23 protein-coding genes are annotated in these 21,728 nt (G+C 61.7%); 14 read left to right on the top strand and 9 right to left on the bottom strand.

What is annotated here, in order from left to right:
* Positions 1–49: 49 nt before the first annotated feature.
* Complete coding sequence (locus VES88_15075) at positions 50–1,060, bottom strand: hypothetical protein (GenBank protein HYN82809.1); 1,011 nt, start codon at positions 1,058–1,060, stop codon at positions 50–52.
* A 293-nt stretch (positions 1,061–1,353) separates the two neighbouring features.
* Here VES88_15075 and VES88_15080 point away from each other — a divergent pair, with 293 nt between their 5' ends.
* Complete coding sequence (locus tag VES88_15080; protein ID HYN82810.1) at positions 1,354–1,617, top strand: hypothetical protein; 264 nt, start codon at positions 1,354–1,356, stop codon at positions 1,615–1,617.
* Here VES88_15080 and VES88_15085 read toward each other — a convergent pair whose 3' ends face one another.
* Positions 1,618–1,851: a hypothetical protein gene (locus VES88_15085; GenBank protein HYN82811.1), complete on the bottom strand. Its 234-nt coding sequence runs from the start codon at positions 1,849–1,851 to the stop codon at positions 1,618–1,620. It lies immediately after the preceding gene.
* Positions 1,852–1,932: 81 nt separating this feature from the next.
* On the opposite strand from VES88_15085, the gene VES88_15090 reads away from it, so the two are divergent.
* Positions 1,933–3,621, top strand: coding sequence for a D-aminoacylase (locus tag VES88_15090; GenBank protein HYN82812.1), 1,689 nt, complete (start codon positions 1,933–1,935; stop codon positions 3,619–3,621).
* On the opposite strand, the gene VES88_15095 is transcribed toward VES88_15090, so the two are convergent.
* A complete protein-coding gene (locus VES88_15095; protein ID HYN82813.1) occupies positions 3,618–4,367 on the bottom strand; it encodes a Crp/Fnr family transcriptional regulator in 750 nt (249 codons plus the stop codon). The genes VES88_15090 and VES88_15095 overlap by 4 nt on opposite strands.
* A gap of 214 nt (positions 4,368–4,581) precedes the next feature.
* Between VES88_15095 and VES88_15100 the strand changes: the two genes are divergently transcribed.
* On the top strand, positions 4,582–4,773 hold the full coding sequence (locus VES88_15100; GenBank protein ID HYN82814.1) for a hypothetical protein: 192 nt from the start codon (positions 4,582–4,584) through the stop codon (positions 4,771–4,773).
* A 21-nt stretch (positions 4,774–4,794) separates the two neighbouring features.
* Here VES88_15100 and VES88_15105 read toward each other — a convergent pair whose 3' ends face one another.
* Positions 4,795–5,328: a GNAT family N-acetyltransferase gene (locus VES88_15105; GenBank protein HYN82815.1), complete on the bottom strand. Its 534-nt coding sequence runs from the start codon at positions 5,326–5,328 to the stop codon at positions 4,795–4,797.
* 38 nt (positions 5,329–5,366) lie between these two features.
* Between VES88_15105 and VES88_15110 the strand changes: the two genes are divergently transcribed.
* From VES88_15110 to VES88_15125, 4 genes are all read left to right on the top strand, one after another.
* Positions 5,367–6,569, top strand: a complete 1,203-nt coding sequence (locus VES88_15110) for a DUF2911 domain-containing protein (GenBank protein ID HYN82816.1) — start codon at positions 5,367–5,369, stop codon at positions 6,567–6,569.
* A gap of 72 nt (positions 6,570–6,641) precedes the next feature.
* A complete protein-coding gene (locus tag VES88_15115; protein HYN82817.1) occupies positions 6,642–7,451 on the top strand; it encodes a M90 family metallopeptidase in 810 nt (269 codons plus the stop codon).
* A 96-nt stretch (positions 7,452–7,547) separates the two neighbouring features.
* Positions 7,548–9,026, top strand: a complete 1,479-nt coding sequence (locus tag VES88_15120) for a hypothetical protein (protein HYN82818.1) — start codon at positions 7,548–7,550, stop codon at positions 9,024–9,026.
* A 4-nt stretch (positions 9,027–9,030) separates the two neighbouring features.
* Positions 9,031–10,050: a hypothetical protein gene (locus tag VES88_15125; GenBank protein HYN82819.1), complete on the top strand. Its 1,020-nt coding sequence runs from the start codon at positions 9,031–9,033 to the stop codon at positions 10,048–10,050.
* A gap of 6 nt (positions 10,051–10,056) precedes the next feature.
* On the opposite strand, the gene VES88_15130 is transcribed toward VES88_15125, so the two are convergent.
* A complete protein-coding gene (locus tag VES88_15130) occupies positions 10,057–10,434 on the bottom strand; it encodes a hypothetical protein (protein HYN82820.1) in 378 nt (125 codons plus the stop codon).
* 97 nt (positions 10,435–10,531) lie between these two features.
* Here VES88_15130 and VES88_15135 point away from each other — a divergent pair, with 97 nt between their 5' ends.
* Positions 10,532–11,461 carry a M23 family metallopeptidase gene (locus tag VES88_15135; GenBank protein ID HYN82821.1) on the top strand — a complete coding sequence of 310 codons (930 nt, stop codon included), beginning with the start codon at positions 10,532–10,534 and terminating at the stop codon, positions 11,459–11,461.
* A 123-nt stretch (positions 11,462–11,584) separates the two neighbouring features.
* Complete coding sequence (locus tag VES88_15140; protein ID HYN82822.1) at positions 11,585–11,857, top strand: hypothetical protein; 273 nt, start codon at positions 11,585–11,587, stop codon at positions 11,855–11,857.
* Positions 11,858–12,009: 152 nt separating this feature from the next.
* Here the strand turns inward: VES88_15140 and VES88_15145 are convergent, their stop codons facing one another.
* A complete protein-coding gene (locus VES88_15145; protein ID HYN82823.1) occupies positions 12,010–12,672 on the bottom strand; it encodes a peroxiredoxin in 663 nt (220 codons plus the stop codon).
* A 163-nt stretch (positions 12,673–12,835) separates the two neighbouring features.
* Between VES88_15145 and VES88_15150 the strand changes: the two genes are divergently transcribed.
* Both VES88_15150 and VES88_15155 read left to right on the top strand, forming a co-directional pair.
* Positions 12,836–13,777, top strand: a complete 942-nt coding sequence (locus VES88_15150; GenBank protein HYN82824.1) for a nucleoside hydrolase — start codon at positions 12,836–12,838, stop codon at positions 13,775–13,777.
* Between the two features lie 141 nt (positions 13,778–13,918).
* A complete protein-coding gene (locus VES88_15155) occupies positions 13,919–16,414 on the top strand; it encodes a TonB-dependent receptor (protein HYN82825.1) in 2,496 nt (831 codons plus the stop codon).
* 215 nt (positions 16,415–16,629) lie between these two features.
* Here VES88_15155 and VES88_15160 read toward each other — a convergent pair whose 3' ends face one another.
* The gene (locus tag VES88_15160; GenBank protein HYN82826.1) at positions 16,630–16,992 is read right to left on the bottom strand and encodes a hypothetical protein; all 363 of its coding nucleotides are present in this window, start codon (positions 16,990–16,992) and stop codon (positions 16,630–16,632) included.
* Entirely contained in the window at positions 16,989–17,501 is a 513-nt protein-coding gene (locus VES88_15165) for a polymer-forming cytoskeletal protein (GenBank protein ID HYN82827.1), read from the bottom strand. Before VES88_15165 ends, VES88_15160 begins: the two co-directional genes overlap by 4 nt.
* 195 nt (positions 17,502–17,696) lie before the next feature.
* On the opposite strand from VES88_15165, the gene VES88_15170 reads away from it, so the two are divergent.
* Complete coding sequence (locus tag VES88_15170; GenBank protein ID HYN82828.1) at positions 17,697–19,895, top strand: fused MFS/spermidine synthase; 2,199 nt, start codon at positions 17,697–17,699, stop codon at positions 19,893–19,895.
* A 74-nt stretch (positions 19,896–19,969) separates the two neighbouring features.
* Here the strand turns inward: VES88_15170 and VES88_15175 are convergent, their stop codons facing one another.
* A complete protein-coding gene (locus VES88_15175; protein HYN82829.1) occupies positions 19,970–20,125 on the bottom strand; it encodes a hypothetical protein in 156 nt (51 codons plus the stop codon).
* A 270-nt stretch (positions 20,126–20,395) separates the two neighbouring features.
* On the opposite strand from VES88_15175, the gene VES88_15180 reads away from it, so the two are divergent.
* Positions 20,396–20,842 carry a hypothetical protein gene (locus tag VES88_15180; GenBank protein HYN82830.1) on the top strand — a complete coding sequence of 149 codons (447 nt, stop codon included), beginning with the start codon at positions 20,396–20,398 and terminating at the stop codon, positions 20,840–20,842.
* 91 nt (positions 20,843–20,933) lie between these two features.
* The gene (locus VES88_15185) at positions 20,934–21,728 is read left to right on the top strand and encodes a class I SAM-dependent methyltransferase (GenBank protein HYN82831.1); all 795 of its coding nucleotides are present in this window, start codon (positions 20,934–20,936) and stop codon (positions 21,726–21,728) included.

Consider the following 21,728-nt stretch of genomic DNA (forward strand, 5'->3'; position numbering starts at 1 on the left):
CACCACCTCGGCCTGAGCCTCCCTCCGGATCGAGGCGTGGTGACGGCGCCTAATGACGGTGCACGTGCACCGGCGCCGGCCGATTCTCATCCAGGCTCGCCAGGTCCCTCTGGAAAGCCGGATCCGCTGAGTCGATCGCAGGCCAACGTTCGAGGTTGTCGGGCGTAAAAGCACCAACCATCAACCCCATCGCGCCTGAGATCGCCTTGCCGGTCGGATTGTCGTACACCGCCACAACGCGATAACGACGATTCGCCGACAGGCGCAGCCCGTGCCGGCGCGTGAGGAAATTCGTGCGCTCCATGCCCTCGACCTGCCCGCCGCGCGCGCGCTTCGCCTCGAGACGCACGAGCACCTTGCCCGTCGCAACATCCTCGAGCCTGATCTCCCTGGCGTAGTCGTGCATGTGTCCGCCCATCGTGCGAACACGCCCGCCCTCAGCCAGCGTGAACTCGGCCGTAGTGCTCGACACTCCTGAGGGCATGTCGAAATTCGGCCCGTATCCGGCGCCGTTCGCGTTGAGCAGAAGCGGAAGAATGTTCTTCACACCCTTCGTTTCCGCGGGAATCCACGTCAGCGTGACACGGAGCCGAGCGCCATGGACGACTTTGCCGGTCTCGTTCATCAACATGTAGTAGAACGACATCTTCTGATCCGCATCGAGTGGAAGACCCATCGACCCGGGCAGCATCACAGGCGTCGTCTCCCTCCCGGCGGCAAAGAGTCGCTCGGCGAGCGGATACGCGAGCTGCCGCCGATCGAGATTTGCCATTCCCGCATGGTGCAGCAGCTCCCGTGGCATGAGGGCGCCAGCGGAATCAACGACATCGATGCGGTAGCCTTTCACCCAACCGGAGACCGGCCAGCGGAAGTTCACGTAAGTCTCTGCACCGTGATGCTCGTAGTTCGCAAGGACAGGAATACTCATCGGCCCGACGGTCACTGAGATCTCGTGCTTCACGGAGTCCACGCGAATCTCGATGTCGGATGCGGCATCCTTGGCGATCTCTGCGCGAGGGCCGGCTACGGCGAGCACTGCGAGAGCGAATTGGGCGAGCATTGTGACTCCGGGAACAGGTATCTGATCAGCGTTCGATCATCTGCGCGGAGTCTACCCGTCGTTGGTAAGCGGCCACATACGTACCGTGACGTAGCGCCGGGTGAAAGTGACGTACGGGCCCGATTGCGGGCTTCGACCCTCCGGTTCGGACCATCGGTTAGCGTATATTGCGACCGTGGCCGACCCACTGAAAGCACCTCGAGTCCGCCGCATTCGCGAGGGGGACGACGACGACGAGCTCCGCCGGATGCCGCCGGCGGAGCGGGTCGGTCTCATGTGGCGGCTGACCCTCGATGCCTGGGCTTTCCGCCGCGGTTTCGATGCTGAATCCGAATTTTCGCGACATACTGTCAGGGTTCGGCGTCGCGCCTCAGCGGATCGACCTGTTGACCTCAATCGAGGGGGTGGAATTCGATGATGCCTGGGCCGAGCGTGTGTCGTTCCGCATCGACGAGCTCGACGTTCCGACAATTAGTCTTCGGCACCTGATCATCAACAAAAAGGCTACTGGGCGTCCGCAGGACATCGCTGACGCGTCGAGACTATCAGCTTCCTAGCTACATCGCGGGCGGCACACGCGCGGAACGGAACGCCCACACGGCTAGTGCACCGGTGACCAGGAATGCGACGGCAGAGGCAAAGACAGGCACGCTCGCGCCGGCTACCTCCACGGGCCAACCGAGCAACGTGCGCGTCGCCTGCGCGACTGCGATAATCGCGAAAACAATTCCCGATACGAGCTCATATCTCCGCATGAGTAGCTCCTCGATGTAAAGGGCGTGATCTTTCATTATACTGGCTCACCCAGCACGATGGCCATTAGTCCTGAGCCCGCAGAGTCCTCAGTCAATCACTCATGCACGAGGCTTGAAATGAGAATACTTCGCTTCGGGAGCGTGCTGGCGCTCGTCGCTCTCGCGACTACCGCCGCCAATGCGCAAACTCAGTATGACGTCGTCATCCGCGGCGGCATGATCTACGACGGATCGGGCGGTAGGCCAATCGTCGGCGACGTCGCTCTCCGCGGGGATTCGATCGTCGCAATTCGCGCATCGATCGCCGGGCGAGGAACGAAGGAGATCAACGCGCGCGGGCTCGCGGTCGCGCCCGGATTCATCAATATGCTCAGCTGGGCGAACGAATCGCTGATACAGGACGGGCGGAGTCAGAGCGATATCCGGCAAGGCGTCACTCTCGAGGTGATGGGTGAAGGCGAATCGATGGGTCCCCTGAGCGATTCCATGAAAAAGGTGATCGTCTCCCAGCAGGGCGACATCAGGTATCCGGTGAACTGGACCACACTCGGCGGCTACCTCGACACGCTCGTCGCCAAAGGGGTCAGCACGAACGTCGCGTCGTTCGTCGGGGCTACTTCCATAAGAGAGCACGTCATCGGCTGGGACAATCGCCCGCCCACGCCGGCCGAGCTCGCGCGGATGCAGGCGCTCGTGCGCCAGGCGATGGAGGAAGGTGCGCTCGGCGTTGGATCGTCGCTCATCTATGCGCCGGCGTTCTACGCGAAGACCGACGAGCTCGTTGCACTCGTGAAAGCCGCCGCGCCGTACGGCGGGATGTACATCTCCCACATGCGGAGCGAAGGGAACCGTCTGCTCGAGGCGGTGGACGAGCTGATCACTATCGCGCGCGAAGGCGGCGTGCGCGCGGAGATCTACCATCTTAAGGCTGCTGGACAATCGAACTGGCCGAAGATGGACCGCGTACTCGCGAAGGTCGACTCAGCACGCGCGGCAGGCCTCGCGATAACCGCGGACATCTATCCATATCCCGCGGGAGCTACCGGGCTCGACGCTGCAATGCCGCCGTGGGTGCAGGAAGGCGGATACGCCGCGTGGGCGAAGCGGCTGCAGGATCCGGCAATTCGCGCGCGCGTGAAGCAGGAGATGACAACGCCCACAGATAAATGGGAGAGTCTCTATCTCGCGTCCGGCTCGCCGGACCGGATAATTCTCGTCGCGTTCAAGGCCGACTCGCTGAAGAGGTACACGGGGAAAACATTGACCGAGGTGGCGAAGATGCGCGGGACTTCGCCCGAGGAGACGGCGATGGATCTCGTCATCCGCGACGGCAGTCGCGTGGGGACGATCTACTTCCTGATGTCGGAGGAGAACATAAAGAAGGAGCTGGCCAGGCCGTGGGTCAGCGTCGGATCGGACGAAGGATCGTACGCGCCGGAGGGCGTGTTCCTCGAATCGAATCCGCATCCTCGCGCATACGGCTCATTCGCCCGCGTGCTGGGAAAGTACTCGCGCGATGAAAAAGTGATTCCGCTGGCGGAGGCGATCAGGAAGATGACGCTTCTTCCGGCGACTAATCTGCGAATCAGGCGGCGGGGAAAATTAGCGCCGGGCTACTACGGGGATGTCGTGGTGTTCGACGCAGCGAAGATCATCGATCATGCTACGTTCGAGAAGCCGCACCAGTATTCGACCGGGGTTGTGCACGTCTTCGTGAATGGAGTGCAGGTGCTGATGAACGGGGAGCACACCGGAGCAAAACCGGGCCGCGTCGTGCGCGGTCCCGGGTTCAAAGGTAAGAGCTAGGCGAACAGCTCCCGCGCGTTCTCTTTGATAGTGCCGTAGCATTCGCACGATGCGTTTTTCAATCCCGCGAAATCGACAATCGTCACTGCTCCGTAGCGGTGCGCAATGAGGCCCTGCCGCTCGAGCGCACCGACCGCAACAGTCACCCCGGGCCGTCTCACTGCCAGCATCTGCGAGAGAAATTCCTGCGTGAGATTGAATGTCGTTCTCCCGACGGCGTCGGCTGTGGTGAGAAGCCAGCGGGCGCAGCGCTGCTCAACCAGGTGTGTGCCGTTGCATGCCGCCGATTGGGTCAGCACCTCGCTTGAAAACTGCGAGTAGATGTGCAGCTGCGCCTCGAGCTTAGGCGTCTTTGCGATCATCTCGACAAAATCGTCCGCGGACATTTCCAGGAAATCACCTTCGATCTGGCACATGCCCATTGAGCGATGCGTCTTGACTCCGTGGAAAAGCGGCAGACCGACAAAACCCTCCCGGCCGACCGTCATGCCCTCCAGTGACGTACCGTCCCTGAGCACAGTGACGAGCGACGCCATTCCTGTCAGCGGGAAATAGACCTTGTCGATGGGTTCTCTGAGCTCAAAGAATTCCTGTCTCAGCGTAGCCGAGAATTGCTCGCTTCGCTCGAGGACAAGAGCGAGCTCGCTTTCCGGAAGTCTTGCGAGGAGGAGATTCAACAGGGCAGAGGCGGGTGCGTCCACCCCGTCTTCAGCGATCCGAATCATCGATCGCGTGCGGCGAGCCATTTGACCTTCTTGTAGGCGTGGCGCCAGAAGGGTCAGACTCGCTATCGTCCGTTGATATCTGGTGAAGAACTCTTATATGGACGCTACTATAAGAGTGGGAAACAGGGCAAGGCGGATCGTTCGAAGTCGAGGTAAGGGGCGATTTCGAGCCTACAAGTCGAAGTGGCCCTTATTGTGCGATGACGTACAATCAGACAGTCCAGGGATTGTACCCATGCAGCGAGGAAAGTACGACCAGTTCGCGAACGATGATGCGTTTCTCCGAACGCGACGTGACACGATCCGCGAGGACATTGCCAGGCGGCTCCGTCACATCTGCTCTCACATGTCGGACAGCGAGTTCAAGGAACTCGTGAACTCGATGGCCGACCAGAAGCTGAAGGGAGAGCGAACCAAGTCGTTGTAGCAGAGCTTCAGTAGCGCGCCGTCAACTATCTCGATCGAGTCGCTTTGCGAATGTGAGCTTGTCGTCGCCCGGTTTATAGAAATCGGGAATCGTTGAGATCAGGTGGTAGCCCGCGCGCTCGTAGAACCGGACCGTCGGCGCGTAGGTCTCCTGCGACGCGGTCTCTATGAGAAGCAGCCGTCCTCCTCTCGCCTTTGCCTCGTCCTCGGCGAGTCGTGTCAGAGCCTGACCGTGGCCTCGTCCCTGTGCTGACGGATCGACTGCAATCCAGTAAAGATCGAACGTTCCGTCGGTGAGCGGAGTAGGCCCGATGCAGATGTAGCCTTGAACGCGAGTAGCATCTTCGAGGACCCAGCACAGATAGTCGCTAGCTTCGCCCATGCTGAGCCACGCATCGATGAGCTCGAGCGCGACCGTCTGCTCCCGCGCGGAAAAATTGCCAACGCTTTCGAGAATACGAGCGACTGCTTCCCGGTCGGCTGCTTCGAGCGGTCGCGTGATTACTGGGCCGAGCAGCTTTACCGTCACGCGGGGAAGATGCGGGGAGTCGGCCAATCCCGCTACATTAACGCGACTCCCGCAATGACGGTTCCGTGCAGCAAATCCCCACCGCAACATTAGTAAGTCTTCTCATTGCCGGCGCGCTGAGCGTCACCGGCTGCGCAAACCCCGGCGTGAGTCCGGGATCGTCGCAACCGGCGAGCGACAGCGCGGCGTATGTCGCTCTGCTGGGCCAGGACACAGCCTATTTCCAATGGGTCGTGCGCCGCGGCAATGACGTCACCATGGATGTGGTCGAGCGAATACCGCGCGTTCGTCTTCTGCGCACGACGCTGAGTCAAAATCCTGACGGATCGCTCGTTTCATTCGAGAGGCGGGCGTACCTACCGTCACCGTCGGGCCTCACGGCCGCCGAGCGCGTGATCGTTCGACTTGTTGGCGACTCGACGGTCATCGAGACGACAGGGTCGGGAGCCGCCACCCGGCATGCTCCACTGGGGCGTGGGCACATCGTCGTCCCTGCATTTCTTCAGGCCAGCTATCCGGTGCTCGCGCCGTACGCGCCAAAGCGTGTCGGCGACAGCATCGTCACACGGTTGTTCTCGCTGGACTTTGGAGATCGGTCGCTCACGATCAAACGCGTTTCCGCTGACACAGTCGCGCTTCGCAGTGATATCCTCGGAACGATTCGCGTGCACGTGGACGATCAAGGGCGCGCTGCCGGATTCAGCGGTATCGGCTCGTCGATAAATACCGTGGGAAAGCGAGTGGCGTGGCTCCCGGTTGATTCGGTGCTTCAGGCGTTCGCCGCGCGCGAACGTTCGAGTGGAGTGGTGGGAACAGCGTCTCCGCGCGACACCGCGCGCGCGAACATTTCCGGCGCGACGCTGGTGGTTGACTACGGCCGCCCTGCAAAGCGCGGCCGGAAGGTGTTCGGCGGCATCGTTCCATGGAATCGTGTGTGGCGAACCGGGGCAAATCGGGCGACCCATTTCACGACCGATCGCACTCTCAGGTTCGGAGACGCGCTGCTCCCGCCGGGCCACTACACGTTGTGGACTATTCCGGCGGAGTCGGGCTGGACGCTGGTCGTCAACAACCAGACGGGGCAGTGGGGGACGGATCACGATCCGCGCTTCGACCGCTTTCGTGTGCCGATGCAGATGAAGACGCTTGCCGAGCCGGTCGAGCGGTTCACGATTGGCGTCGAACCGGGCGGTGCCGCGGGGGCCGGCGTGATCCGGATGCGATGGGATACAGTCGAGGCTAGCGTGCCGTTTACGGTAGTTCGCTGACGCGAGGGCGGAAGGCGCGCGCTTCCTCGTCATCTGCGCCCTCCGTAAGCCGCGCATCGATTATTCTGAGCGATGCCCGGTTTCTTCGTCCGCCGCCGACGCGCCCGACTTCGCGCCCGGCCGTTCCCCGCCGAGTGGCGCGCGATAATCGCGCGAAACGTATCGTCGTTTTCGCGATTGCCCCCCGCCGATCGGAAGGAGCTCGAGGGGCACATCCAGGTATTTCTCCGCGAGAAGCACTGGGAGGGATGCGGCGGGCTCGAGCTCACTGACGAGATCCGCGTCACAATCTCGGCGCAGGCGTGCATGCTCCTGCTGCGCCGCAATGCCGACTACTACCCGCGCGTGACGAGCATTCTCGTCTACCCGAGCAGCTACGTCGCGACGGAGGAGCGGCCGGTTGGCGGCGGGATGTGGTCGGATGCAGATGAGGTGCGTTACGGACATACTCAGCAGCAGCTGCGCGCTGTGGTTCTCGCCTGGGACGCGGCTCTTCACGGCTCGCGGCTGTACGGAACCGGAAACAACGTCGTGCTGCACGAGTTCGCGCATCAGCTCGATTTCGAGGACAACCTCACCGACGGAACGCCGCTCCTTCCCAGTCACCAGCAGTACGTGTCGTGGGCCCGCGTGCTCGGCGAGGAATACGAGCGGCTCAGGCGGCTCGACGATGCCGGCGAGCCGTCATTTCTCGATTCGTACGGGGCGACCAATCCCGCCGAATTCTTTGCTGTTGCTACGGAGTTCTTCTTCGAGAAGCCGGCCGAGTTCCAGCTGCGTCACCCGCTGCTCTACGCGGAGCTCGAGAAGTTCTATCGCCAGGATCCCGCCCGGGAATGGGAAGGGGCAGCGCGAGGGGGAGAGCCGCCACTGGCGAGCTGACAACTACGCGCTGGCGATGACGCGAGTGCGACGCATTCTCGCTCGCGCTCGCGGCAGTAACAAGAAACTGATACATCCCAACAAGAGGGTTTCCGTATGCGTTTATCAACTACAGTTGTAGTTCTCGCCAGCGCCGCAATGGTTGTCGCAGCTGCCGCCGAGTCGCAGCCTCCCGACATCGTTGCCCGCGAGCTCAGTCGCGTGACGGCAACTGTGACATCGCTCGGCGTCAAGTACGGCGAGCAGATCTGGCCAGGATTTCGTCCCGACACGATTCCGGTTGCCTTCGTGCTTCCCGAGCGGGGCACATTACTCGTTGGCTGGCGTGGCGCGCTTCCGAGCGGATTCGTCCCTGTGGCTGGACACGCGGGCTCGGGCTGGCGCGAAGAGCGGGCGCTCGGTGCGGCGAGCACCGGAACCGAAATTTCCGGGCGAAGGGTCGCCCAGGTCGTCGTCTCGGCGCTCGACCCGGTGGCTCTCGTGCCGCTGGTATTTCACGAGGCATTTCACGCTTTCGAGGCAGCGAGCCGGCGGCCCGGCGGGAAGTTTGGCGCCGGCGAGAATTCCGCGCTGGTATCGAGCTACCCTGTATTCGATGCCGACAACGAGACGCTGTTCGCGCTCGAGGGGCGCATTCTCGCGGCGGCGATGAATGCCACTTCGACGACCAGAAGGCGGGAGCTTGCGCAGCAGTTCGTTGGCGTCAGACGCGCGCGGCACCGAGCGCTGCCAGCCGAGATGGCGAGCTTCGACGCCGCGAGCGAGCTGAACGAAGGTCTCGCCGAGTATGCGCTCGTACGCGCGCTGATGTTGATGGGCGCGGCGGGTGAGGCCGTCAACCGTGAAGCGAATCGGAGGCTGCAGGAGCGGAAGGGCGCACTGGAGAATCTCACGGGGAATACGAACCTCTCGCTCAGGCTTCGCTTCTATCAGACGGGTCCCGCAATCGCTCTGCTCCTGGACGAGCTCGCAGGCCCGCGCTGGAAAGCGCGACTCGTCGCCGAGAACATGACGCTCCAGGATATGCTCGCTTCGGTGACGGGAGTGGACGCCGTTGCCGAGTCGGCCCGCGCGCGTGCCGGGCGAACGTTCGACCTGGCGCGTGCGCGCTCGGAGGCAAAGCAGGGAATCGCAAGGCTGCAGGCACAGCGGCGTGCGGAGGTCGACAGCATTCTTGCCATGCCGGGAATCCGCCTCGTCGTCCTATCGGATTCGCTTCCGACGCGGAACTTCAACTTCTGCGGGTTCGATCCGCAGAATACTCTTCAGGTGACGCCGACGGTGCAATTGCAAACGCGATGGTGGCGGCCATGCAGTGGAGGTCCGACGTACGCCGAATTCAACGTGCCTTCAGTCTACGATTCGGTTGCAGGCACATTGAGCGCCGTGATCGGTGAGGAGTCCGAGGTGGTCCTAACATCTGACGGACAAGCCGTGACACTGCGCGACGGGGGCAGGCTCGTGAATCTGACGAAGTTCAAGCTCGCGGCACCGAGGGCGAGTGTCGACGCGGTGCGTGCGGACGTGTGGCGTGAGGGAAAAACGATTTTCGTTCGCGCGAAGACCGCTGGATGAGGGAATGAGGGGCCCTTCAAGCGTGCGTGGAAGGTGCTTCGTCTCGGCCGCGCTCATCGTCTGGATCGCGGCAGCCTCGATGATTGTCGCGTGCAGCGAGCCGCCGCCGAAGCCGCTCCCTCCGGCTGGTCAGCTGCCACCCAACACGTTTGCGTTCGGCGTAGTTGGCGACGCGCCGTATCAGCGGAGTGAGATGCCCGCCTTCAGGCGAGTGCTCGACGACGTGAACCGGTCGGACGTGCAATGGCTGATTCACGTTGGAGACATTCAGTGGTTCCCTTGCACGGATTCGGCTTACAGAGAGAAGCTCGCCGCGATGAACACGATCAATCGCGCGGTGATCTACACACCGGGCGACAACGAGTGGACCGATTGCCATACGTACAAAGAGGGTCGGTACGAGCCGCTCGAACGCCTCGCGAGCCTCCGCAGAATTTTCTTCAGCCGTCCCACGCAGAGCCTCGGCCGGCATCCCATTGCACTCGAATCGCAGGGGCGGGATCCAGCGTTCGCCGAGTTTCCGGAGAATGCTCAGTGGATGCACGGAGGGTTTGTGTTCGCGACCATTCACGTGGTGGGCTCAGGCAATGCGAGCACGCCGTTCCGCGGGCGAACGGCCGCGAATGACGCCGAGGTGGCGCGTCGCACGCGGGCGGCGATCGTGTGGCTCGACTCTGCTTTCGCGAAAGCGCGCTCGACGTCAGCGAAAGGCGTCGTAGTGGCATTTCACGGCGACATGCATTTCGAGAATCCCCCGCGCGAGGTGGGCGAGACCAGACCTTACGCGAATCTGGTCTCCCGGCTGAGGAGGAATCTCGGCGCGTTCGGCGGCCCCGTGCTGGCGATTCACGGAGATTCGCACATTCAGCGCGTGGACCATCCTCTTGTCGACAGCGCGGGGCGAGCATACGCGAACTTCACGCGGCTTGAGACGTTCGGTGCACCGGAGATTGGTTGGGTTCGTGTGGTTGTTGATACCATCGCTGGCAGCTTCGTGAGGTACCAACCGCGCCTCATCCGGTGACCACGCTTAAAACAGTCGCGGGCGCTGCCTTCCCGGGCGGGCCGCTTTGAGGATCACGCGCACACCGATACCAATCAGGAGGACGGAGAGAGCTCCGACGAGAAGCAGCGCACCCTGCGATGGCTCATTGAAGAACATTACAGTCGAGATGACATAGACAGCCGGCAGGGCAACGCCCGCGAGGATCATCTCAAAACCGCCGAGTATATTGGCGGACCGTTGCGCCTTTCGTTTTTGCTCTTCCGTGCGCTTGTCCTGCAGCTTGAAGGTTTGCAGCCATGCGACATCCGGCATCCTGCGGGCGAGCGCGGAGAGCACGATCACCACCGAGACGATCCCCATCAGAACCATTTTGACCGATTCAGGTAGAAACGATTCAACCATTTCGCGCTCCTCCAGTCTCCAGCCAGCGAATGTTCGTCACCTGCAAAGCATCAACAGATATGACGATCGAGCCATCGACCGGGTCAGCGGGATGTTTGTGAGCATTCCGCAGTTCGTCCGCAGCTCGCAGTTCGCCGTTGCAGTTCTGATCTTCAGCGCAACAGCAACCACCGCGGCCGCGCAAACTCGGCTCTCGGTCGCGCCAGCCGTCGTACGGCCGGGCTCGATCGTTCGGCTCACTCTCACTGCGTCCGCGGCTGATCCCATTACATCCATTCGCGGAGAGATGGCCGGCGAGCAGCTGCATTTCCTCAGTCGCGACTCGGGGATCTGGCGCGCAATCGGCGGCATTCCCGTCGACGCGCGTGACAGCGTCGCCGCTCACGTGATCATCGAGCGCAGCTCAGGTAGCGCCGATACGTCGAGAGTATGGGCGAAGCTTCCGCGTCCGCCACGTCCCCGGGCGGGCGCTCGGCGGAGCAGGCCACGTCGTCTCTCCGTCGATTCCCGCTTCACACGGCCGCTCGACGCCGAGACGCGGGCGCGCATCGATCGCGAGAACGCTCGTGCGCGCGAAGTAGGTCGCCGGTCACATTCGACTCCTCACATGTGGACGACCTCATTTCTGCGCCCGCGGTCCTCCACTGTCACGAGCCGCTTCGGCACCGGCCGCTCCTTCAACGGCGTCGTGTCGAGCAGGCACCTTGGCGTCGATTTCCGCGGCGGTGTCGGCGCGCCGGTGGTTGCGGCGAACCGCGGCGTGGTCGCGCTGGTGGACAGATTCTTCCTCGCCGGGAATGTCGTGTACGTCGATCACGGCGGCGGCATCGTGACCGGATACTTTCATCTCAGCCGCACAGACATCTCCGAAGGCGAGACCGTCGAACGGGGGCAACAGATCGGCCTCGTTGGCGCGACCGGACGCGTGACCGGTCCACATCTCCATTGGACAGCTCGGTACGGGGCGCTCACCGTGAATCCACTCGATCTCGTTGCAATCCAGAGCGGATGGTACGGAGGACGATAGGAATCGCGGAATCGCGGAATCGCGCAATCGCGGATCGCGGAATCGCGGAATCGCGGTATCGCTCACCGGGCGATTATCTTTAGCGCGAAACCTTTTCGTCGTCCCTACCGGTAGTCTTCAATAATGCGCGCAACACTCAAGCAGGTCTTCGCCGAATACGGCGCAATCGCCGTTGTCCTCTACCTCGCGATTTTCACGGTCGTGATGGTCGGCGCGTACCTGGCGATTCGACTCGGCTGGACGCCGGGTAGCGTCTCGGGCCAGGCCGGGGCGTGGACTGCGGCGTACATCATCACGAAGATCACTCAGCCTTTGAGGATTGGGGCTACCGTCATGCTGACTGCCTTTATCGGCAAGATGTGGCGGAAAGGCCGCGGGCCGGACGCTACGGCGTAGCTGCGGTACCCGGCACAAGTCGACTGAGAACTACACGCGACCCGCTTATCGCTAGCCGCTTTCTGCTGCGCGCTGGTTCTCCGTCGTCAGCGCGCAGCGATTAGCGCTCAGCGTTTAGCGGGGCGCGTGTAGTTCTCAGTTCCTGGTATCTCTCAACCAGCCGGCTGGGGAACGATCCGGATGTAGGGCTTGGGCGCTTTCCATCCCTGCGGGTAGGTCTTCTTCGCATCTTCATCCGACACTGACCCGGCGATGATCACATCCTCACCGTGCTTCCAGTTCACCGGCGTCGCGACCTTGTGCTTAGCGGTGAGCTGCATCGAGTCGATCACCCGGAGAATCTCATCGAAGTTGCGGCCCGTCGTCATCGGGTACGCGAGCACGAGATTGATTTTCTTGTCCGGACCGATGACGTAAACGTTCCGCACGGTCTGATTATCAGCAGCAGTGCGGCCCTCGCAGCTGTCGCCCGCATCCTCGGGCAGCATGTCGTAGAGCTTCGAGATCTTCAGGTCGGGATCGCCGATCATCGGATAATTCGGCGCGTAGCCCTGTGTCTCCTCGATGTCCTTCGCCCAGCCCTGGTGCCGGTCGACCGGATCGACGCTGAGGCCGATGACCTTCACATTCCGCTTCTGAAAATCCGGCTCGAGCTTCGCCATGTAGCCGAGCTCGGTGGTGCAGACGGGCGTGAAGTCCTTGGGGTGGGAGAAAAGAACTCCCCATGAATCACCGAGCCAGTCGTGGAAATGAATTCGTCCTTCAGTTGTGTCGGCCTCGAAGTCCGGCGCGGTTTGTCCTATCCGGAGCGACATACTACCTCCTCTTCGTTCTGTTGCGGGGGCGGATAAGATGTCGCCTGCAACAGTGGTTCTCAAGGCACTAGAAACGGCAACCTAGAAACACTTTACCTTTTGTGATCTCAGATCCGTGACTTCCTCGGTTTGCTTTTAGCATGAGAAGGGAGCCAGAAGCGAGTTGCCACAACTGCATCTAGATACTGATCTCGGCGGTGACATAGACGACCTCTGCGCGCTGGCGATGGTCCTCGCGTGGCCGGACGTCGAGCTCGTCGGGATCACGACCGTCGCCGAGCACGGAGGCAAGCGCGCTGGCTACGCCCGGTACGCCCTGGAGCTGGCCGGCCGCGCGGACGTGCCCGTCGCCGCAGGTGCCGATGCCTCACTCGGATGCTATCGAACGTGGCCGGAGCTTCCCGAGGAAACCAATTATTGGCCTCACCCCATCGATTCGTTTCTGACGCCGCTCGACGACGCGCTCGATCTTCTCGAGCGAAGCATTGAATCGGGCGCGATTGTCGTCGGCATTGGTCCCTTCACGAATCTCGCGCTTCTCGAGCGCCGGACTCCTGGAATTCTCGAGCGCGCGAGCCTCGTGCTCATGGGTGGCTTCGTTCATCCGCCGAGGGAAGGCTACCCCACAGTGACAAACGAGATGGATTACAACGTCCAGGTCGACGTCGAGTCGTCGCGCCTTGTGCTCGAGCGAGCGTTTCCGACACTCGTTCCTCTCTCGGTAACCGTGGAGACTTTCATTGGGCGAGCCGATCTGGCACAGATTGGAAAATCAGGGCCGCTCGGTGAGCTGATTGCCGCGCAGGCCAAGGCATTTGCTAAAGACGAGGACACGCCGCCACACAAGAAGACGCTGTGGCCCGCGCTGCCGGCGGACACGATCAACTTTCAGCACGATGCGCTGGCCTGTGCGATTGCGCTCGACTGGTACAAAGGCGTGCAGATGGAAGAGCTGCCTCTGAGATTCGAGATGGAGGACGGATATCTTCGTGAGATCGTCGATCCGGGCGGGCGAGTGACAACGGTCGTCACGCGAGTCGACGGAGACGCATTCAGCAATCACTGGGTTGAGGTCATCTCAAACCTCCTTGGAGGGCTGAAATAGTCAGGTGTTTACGGGGTTCGACCCCCTTGGCGAACCCCGCTGAAACATCCCGACCCCGGTGTGCGTAAATCCGGTAAGGCACCTCTCGTGGAGGTGCCCGATTTTGCCCCGCCCCCCGCAATTCAACACTGAGAGCTCGTCATGAAACGCGCATCGTTCGTCGTCATGGGTTTCCTTCTACTCACCGGCGCTGCATCGGCTAGCGCCCAGAACCCTGGAGGCGCGCGACCCGCGGGCCCCCCAGGTCAGCCACCCGTCGCGAATGGAGAAGTTCGCGGCGCAGTCATGGATGGTGACGCCAACATCCCGGTCGCCAAGGCAACCATCGTCGTGCGCAGCAAGCGCGACTCATCCCTCGTCACCGGAACGGTAGCTCGTGACGACGGTACGTTCCGCGTCCAGGGACTGCGTCCCGGCGAGTACTATCTTCGCATCACGTCAATCGGATACGGCCCGCGCAACGAGCCGTTCACAGTCGGGGCTGCAGGCGCCGAGGCTATTGCCACAGTCAGCGTCAAGCTCAGCAAGGTCGCCGTCACCCTGACCGGTGTCGAGGTGACTGCCGCACCCCCGACCATCACCATCGAGCCCGATCGCAACAGTTACAAGGCAAAGGATGTCGCAGCGACCGCAACGAACGCGAGCGATGTGCTCGACCACGTTCCTTCGGTGGCTGTCGACGGTGACGGTAAAGTGAGCCTTCGCGGAAACGAGAACGTCGCGATTCAGATCAACGGCCGTCCGGCTCCGGTGCGCGGCGCGCAGCTTGGCTCGTACCTCAGGCAGCTTCCTGCCTCGATCGTCGAGCGCGTCGAAGTCATCCCGACCCCATCGGCTCGTGAGGATCCCGAAGGAATGGCGGGAATCATCAACATCGTTCTCAAGCAGAACGTGGATCTGGGCCTGTCGGGTGGTGTGACCGTCGGCTCGGCCGCCGCGAACGGTCGCTACAACTTCTCCGGAAACCTCGGCAATCAAAGCGGTCCGTGGACGCTGTTCACGACCTATGGCTACAACAATGACGATCGCGGCATAATCGGCATCAACGACCGCGAGAGGTACAATTCGCTGGGCGCATTGTCGAACATCACGGAGCAGGACCTCATCGGCCGCAACGTAAACGGCGGACACAATTTCTCCACGAACGTCGACTACAAGATCAACGATCGTGACGTGCTCACCAACGTGCTGTCGCTGAACTTCCGTGACTTCACGGACAACACGCGAAGCGCGTACACAGAGCTGAGCAGCTCGCGCTCGATCCTCGACCGCTACGACAGGATCAAGGATTCTGACGTGAACTCGTGGGTCGGCGATTACACGCTCGCCTGGAAGCGGACGATCGAGCCGCGGAAGCACGAGCTTTCGACCGAGCTTCGCTTCAACCGCTCGGATGACGACGACAAGACAATGCTCTGGCGGCAGCCGCCGGCTTCGTCTTCCTCGACGCGCCTCGAAGGCGAGCGGAACAACACCGATGCGTTGACTCAGACGTTCAACGGTCAGCTTGATTACACGCGCACGCTCGCCGAGCGCACGAAGCTCGAGACGGGGTTCAAGAGCACGGCACGCTGGCTCAACAGGGATTATCTCGTCGAGAAGGATGCGCTTGGCACCAACCAGTGGGTGATCAGCAACCTCAGCAACGATTTCACCTTCGACGAATACGTGCAGGCAGTATACGGCGTGCTCAGCCATGGAGTTGGAAAATGGGAGCTCCAGGGTGGACTTCGGGGTGAATACGCGACCCGCGACTTCGCTTTGAAGAAGTCGAGCGAGAACTACCCGTTCAACTACACCAGCGTTTACCCGAGTGCTGTGGCGCGTTACAAGTTCACTGACGCGACAGAGGGGAAGCTTTCGTACTCGCGCCGTGTTCGTCGCCCGGGCACGCAGGAGCTGAATCCGTTCCCGTCGTTCTTCGACGTGCAGAACGTGTTCATCGGCAATCCGAACCTGCGGCCCGAGTACACCGATGCAATCGAGCTCGGCTGGAGCCGCACTGGGGCAATGACGACGGTTCAGCTCTCACCGTTCTATCGTCGGACCACCGACGTGATGCGGGTTGACATCAACACGGCTGACGTCGTCGACGGCCGCGAGGTCACCTCGGTGAGCTTCAAGAATCTCGACAACAGCACGTCGTGGGGCTCGGACCTGAACGGGTCGCTCAAGTACAAGATGTTCAACGGATTCGCCAACTTCAGCCTGTTCAGGGTTGTGACCGATGGTGGATCGCAGTCGACGCTTTCGTCTGATGCAGTTACCTGGTCGACGCGCTGGAACGGGACGGTCACGCTGTCTCCGGCGACGACGGTTCAGGCTACCTACTTCTACCGTGCACCGGTGGACATCGAGCGTGGCCGCTTCTCCGCCCAGTACGGGACGAATTTCTCGATTCGCCAGAAGCTGATGAAGGACAAGGGTACGGTCAGCCTGAGATTCCAGGATCCGTTCAATACTATCGGGTTCAAGATCAGGGCGGGTGACGACAATCTGACTCAGATCACGGAGCGGAAGTTCGGCGTCCGCGCGACGTACCTGACGTTCCAGTACAACTTCGGCCGGCCGCCGCGGGTGAGGCAGCCGACGCAGGATCAGCAGCCGCAGGGGCAGACGGGATTCCCACCCCCATAAGCGGTTCAGGTTCTTGAATGACGAAAGCCCCGGAGAGTTTTCTCCGGGGCTTTTTCATTGGGAACCGAGAACCACACGCTACCCGCTTGTCGCTAACCGCTGTTTGCTCCGCGCCAAAAACGGTCGGGACGCTCCGTTTGCTTCCGTTGGCTGGCGCGCAGCAGTAAGCGCTCAGCGATTAGCGGGCAGCGTGTGGTTCTCAGTTTCTGGTGCCGTTACCGTGCTTTGACGCCATCCGCAGCTGGTGCCGGAGTGAAGACCTCCACCGACAGTGTGAAGGTGCGTTTCTCATGCGGTTGGAGCGCGCCGACACCCACTATCTGTCGCGATAACTCTTCACCCCGGTCATTGCGGATCGTCAGGAGCACGGAGTACTCCCACGGATCCGCAACGGGGTGATCGATTGTTCCCTCCACTTTGAGAGCGGAGAAGCTCGGGCTCTTGTGACGGCCAACGTGCGGGTCCCAGCGAAGACTCTTCTGGCAGATCGGACAAATCGTCGCGCTCTGAAGGATCGTCGCCCTGCAGTGAGGACAGGTGCGCGATTTTCCGACGGTTGCCTGAGCCGTCGAGCTCATGAGACCGCGCTTGTCTCCATTCTCAGGCGGGACGGCGTTGCGGCTTTCTCTTCCCATCCGAACTCGGCCTGTCCACGCATTCTGGATCCGGCTGCAACGGTGAGCGAGCCTGCCTTGAGATCGCCGTTCAGCACTCCGGTCTCGAGCAGCTCGACGCGCGATGCCGCGTCTACATTCCCCTCGAGCTCACCGGCAATGATGACCGCGCTCGCTCGCACGCCACCTGTTACCTTTGCGCCTTGCTCGATCGTCAGATTGCCGTCGACGTGCACATCGCCCTTGAAGCGTCCAGCGACACGAACATTTCCGGCTCCTTCGATTTTTCCTTCGATCGCCAGATTCTCGGCAATCAGTGTCTCCTTCGATTCACGCTGCGTCGAGCGTGCAGGCTGATTGTAGTTGGATGAGCCGGAAGAAAATGAATCTTCGGTTTTCGGCGGGACGCGGTCGAGCGGCACCGGTGTCGGCTCCTTCGCATTTGAGGAGGTTTGATCCTTCCAGATGGCCATGATTCCAGACTCCTTTACTTATTGTAGTGGCGCAGGTGAGCTGGTGCCTCGAGCTACGACGACAACGCGCCCCTCTTGAACGTACAACCTGTGCCGAGCTAGCTGCACTATTAGAATGGTTTGTTGCGCGCCGAGCGGTAAGACCCTCACAGCATGGAATTTACCGCAAGATAGCGGCCTCTTTCCGATGATTTCGTGGTAGCGCTGTTCTCTCTCGCCGCCCTGACGAGCGCTTTTCTGCTCTTCTGGGTCGAGCCGCTCTTTGCGAAACTCGTGCTGCCGCTGCTCGGCGGCTCGCCCGCGGTGTGGAATACCTGTCTGATGTTCTTCCAGGCGATGCTGCTCCTCGGCTACCTGTACGCGCACGTCTCCAGCCGTTATCTCGACCCGCGAAGACAGGCGCTGACGCACGTCGGCTTGCTTGCTCTCGCGTTGCTCTCGCTGCCGGTTGCCATCCCGGGAGGATGGACACCGCCCGCATCGGGCAACGTGATTCCGTGGCTGCTGCTGCTGCTTACGATCGCCGTCGGTGCTCCGTTCATGGTGCTCGCGGCTACTGCGCCTCTGCTGCAACGCTGGATGTCGAGTCTCGATCATCCGGCCGCTGAGAATCCGTACACGCTCTACGCCGCGAGCAACGCGGGGAGTCTCGTCGGTTTGCTCGCGTTTCCATTTGTGATGGAGCCCAACCTGCGCCTCGGGCAGCAGTCGCGGCTGTGGAGTGTGAGCTACGTGGCGGCGCTGGTGCTCGTTGGCGCATGCGCGTGGGTTGTGTGGAAACGATCCCGGTCGGTGGCTCCCGCACCTCTCGCGGCAGGTGAAACGAGCGAGCCCGCACGAGCACCAACCTGGCTTGATCGCGCGAGATGGATCGCGCTCTCCTTCGTACCGTCCAGTCTGCTGCTCGGCGTAACTACTTATCTGAGCACCGACGTCGCGGCAGTCCCATTGCTGTGGGTTGTCCCGCTCGCGCTCTATCTCACGACTTTCATCATCGTGTTCGCAAGGCGAAGCCGCGAGCCGATGCGTCTGGCCGCAGTCATTCACTCTCTGCTGGTGATCACGCTGATCCTGCTCGTCTTCTGGGATGAAGACCTCGATCTCGCCGAGCAGTATCTCCTTCATCTCGCGGTGTTCGCTGCCACTGCGCTCATACTCCACTCCGAGCTCGCCGCTCGTCGCCCCGCGCCGGCACATCTCACAGAGTTCTATCTCTGGATGTCGCTGGGTGGCGCACTGGGCGGTGCATTCAATGCGCTCGCTGCGCCCCTGCTGTTCGACTCGATCCGGGAGTACATGCTCGTAGTGGTGCTGGCCTGCTTCCTCAGACCGAGCTGGCGTACTCGAATCGAGGAGTTCCTGAGCCCCGCCGGTGCTCCGTCGACCTTCACGGCGCTCATCCCCGCGCTTCTGCTCGCGATCTTCTGGCGGGACGTCGAGAATCGCGAGCTCCTTGGAGTCTCCGCGAAGGTGATTCTGTCTGTCGTCGCTGCCGCTCTCACTCTCCTCCTTAGCTCCAATACGCTTCGATTTGGCGTCAGCATAGCCGCGATTGCAATCATCGGCGAGACTATGGTCCAGCGTCCGTTGCGGGCGCTTTTCACCGACAGATCCTTTTTCGGAGCGTACCGTGTCGAGCGAACGTCGGGCCCGGCGAACTTCCTGACGCACGGCACGACGATTCACGGCGCGCAGTTTCTCGATTCGACGCGAAGGCGCAAGCCGGTGACCTACTACCACCCGAATGGTCCAGTCGGGCAGCTGTTTGCGGGATTTTGGGGGGGATTACCGAACAACCAGGTCGGGGCGGTCGGTCTCGGCGCGGGCAGCGTGATCTGCTACTCGAAGCCCGGCGAGGAGTGGACGTTCTTCGAAATAGATCCCCTCGTCGAGAGGATCTCACGGAATCCGAAGTACTTCACGTTCCTGAAAGACTGTGGGAAGGTGCAGCCGAAGGTCGTGATTGGGGACGCCAGGCTGACGCTCGCACGCCAGCCTGAAAAGCGGTTCGGTCTTTTGATAGTCGACGCGTTCAGCTCCGATGCGATCCCGATTCACCTGCTGACGCGGGAAGCATTCCGCGTCTACGAGCGTGTGCTCCACGAGCGCGGTCTGCTGTTCGTGCACATCAGCAATCAGCGGCTCGATCTGGAGCCGGTTGTTGCGGCGCTCGCTGCCGATGCGGGCATGGTCGCTCTGCTCAACGACTATGCGCCGCACAAGGACGGAGACAGGGACCTGGACTACTCGGCTGACTGGGTGGTGCTGGCGCGGCGGATCGAGGACCTTGGTCCCTTGGCGAAGGACGAGCGCTGGCGGCCGCTCAAGCGCGGGGGATTCACCCGGCCGTGGACGGACGATTACTCCGATATTCTCAGCATTGTCCAGTGGTGAGCGGGGACAAGCGTGGAGCAAAGTCTACTGAGAGAGGCGCAGGTGCGAGGAGACAGGAGCCGAGGCACGCGGTGTCAGATCAGGTGCGAGAGTTTGATTCTCAAGGCTGAGGTATCGAGCGCCAGCGTCTGAGCCTTCTGCCAAACCTTGAGTTTCTTGAAATCGCTCATCAGTTGATGATGAACGCAGGCGGCCCGGAGTCCCAACCGATCCCATGCATGCAGCGGCATTTCATTGCACGTGTTTCTCTGACGCCTTACCTGCGGCCTCGCGCCTGGATCCCTCGCGCCTGTGATTCTCTCCGTTGATCCTAGGTCGATCGCGCCAAAACAGGCCCATGATCTCCGCCATTCAGTGGACCGCCGTCCGCCATCAGTTTTCGTCTGTCCCGCCCGGCGGGTCAGTTGTACCTTTGAGCCGCCGTAAGCTGTCCCACGTGCCTGCTCAAACTTCCGTCGGGCCCGTGCGCTCTCGTTCAAACCTTCCAAACGGAGCACAGCATGGCTATCAACACGCAAAAGGTATTCGTCGGAGGATTCGTCGCGGGCGTCATACTGAACATCGTCGATTACCTCGGGAATGGCGTCATCCTCGCCGACAGGATGAAGGCCGACACGGAGGCGTTCAAACCCGGGCTGAGTGACATGATGATGGAGGGGAACGCCATCGCCATGTACGTCATCTCTGATCTGGTCATCGGGCTGCTGCTCGTGTGGACCTATGCCGCGATGCGTCCCCGATTTGGCCCTGGTCCAAGAACGGCTGTGCACGCAGCGCTGCTCTTCTGGATCATCAGCGCGATTGTCGCTGCAGGATACCTCCACATGGGAGCAATGTCGGCGGCCACGTGGTGGATGTACGCGTGCTTTTGGCTCGTGGGTCTCCTCGTCGCTGCGATCGTCGGCGGGAAGTTGTACACTGAAGAAGGCAGCGCGGCCGCAGCGTAGCTCGATGGCGGTTGCTCAGGCGCGCGTGTACTCCGCGCCTGGGCGTGTGCGCAGGCGTGCCTCGTCACTGTGAATCAATTGCGATGACCTCATGACTGCGACTCAATCACTCGCCAAGGAATACTCGGCTAGCTCCGACGCCTATGCGCGTCGCTGGGCGCCGGTGATCGCACCTATGGCAAAGCCGATATTCAGCGCACTCCCTTTTGCCGGAGCACCATTGGTTCTCGACGTCGGTTCGGGCACTGGTGCAATGCTTCCCTATGTGAGAGCTGCGGCCCCGCAGGCACGCATCGTGGGACTCGACCGCGCCGAGGGAATGCTGGATATCGCGAAGGCGGCGGGATGGAGAGCAGTCGCCGTCGCTGACGGTCAGAAACTTCCCGCTCGCTCCGGCGCCGTCGATGTGGGGCTGCTCGTGTTCGTGTTGTTTCACTTTCCGGATCCCGTCGAAGCGCTGAGAGAGATGCGGCGGGCACTTCGTCCGGAAGGTCGCGTGGGAATCGTGGTATGGGGCACTGACCCTGGTGTGCCCGGCGCGTCCGTGTGGACGGAGGAGCTCGACCGCAAGGAAGCGGTGCCCGAGACGCGCGACCCGAGTGTCGTGAAGGTTCAGATCATGAACACTCCGGAGAAGCTCACGCAGGTTATTCACGCGAGCGGGCTCGAGGTCACGACGGTGTGGAGCGAGTGGTTCTGCCACGCGTTCAAGCTCGAGGAGCTCCTCAAGCTTCAGCTCGGGTGCGGTGTCGCATCGCGACGGCTGCCGAGTCTGTCCTCAAAGCGCAGGGCGAAGTGCGAGGCGCGGGTACGCGAGCGGCTCGCCGACTTCACTCCGGAGCAGCTCGAGTACCGGCCTGAGGTTCTCTTTGCGGTTGCTGGTTGA

The sequence above is a fragment of the Gemmatimonadaceae bacterium genome (genome assembly GCA_035633115.1).
Classification (GTDB): domain Bacteria; phylum Gemmatimonadota; class Gemmatimonadetes; order Gemmatimonadales; family Gemmatimonadaceae; genus UBA4720.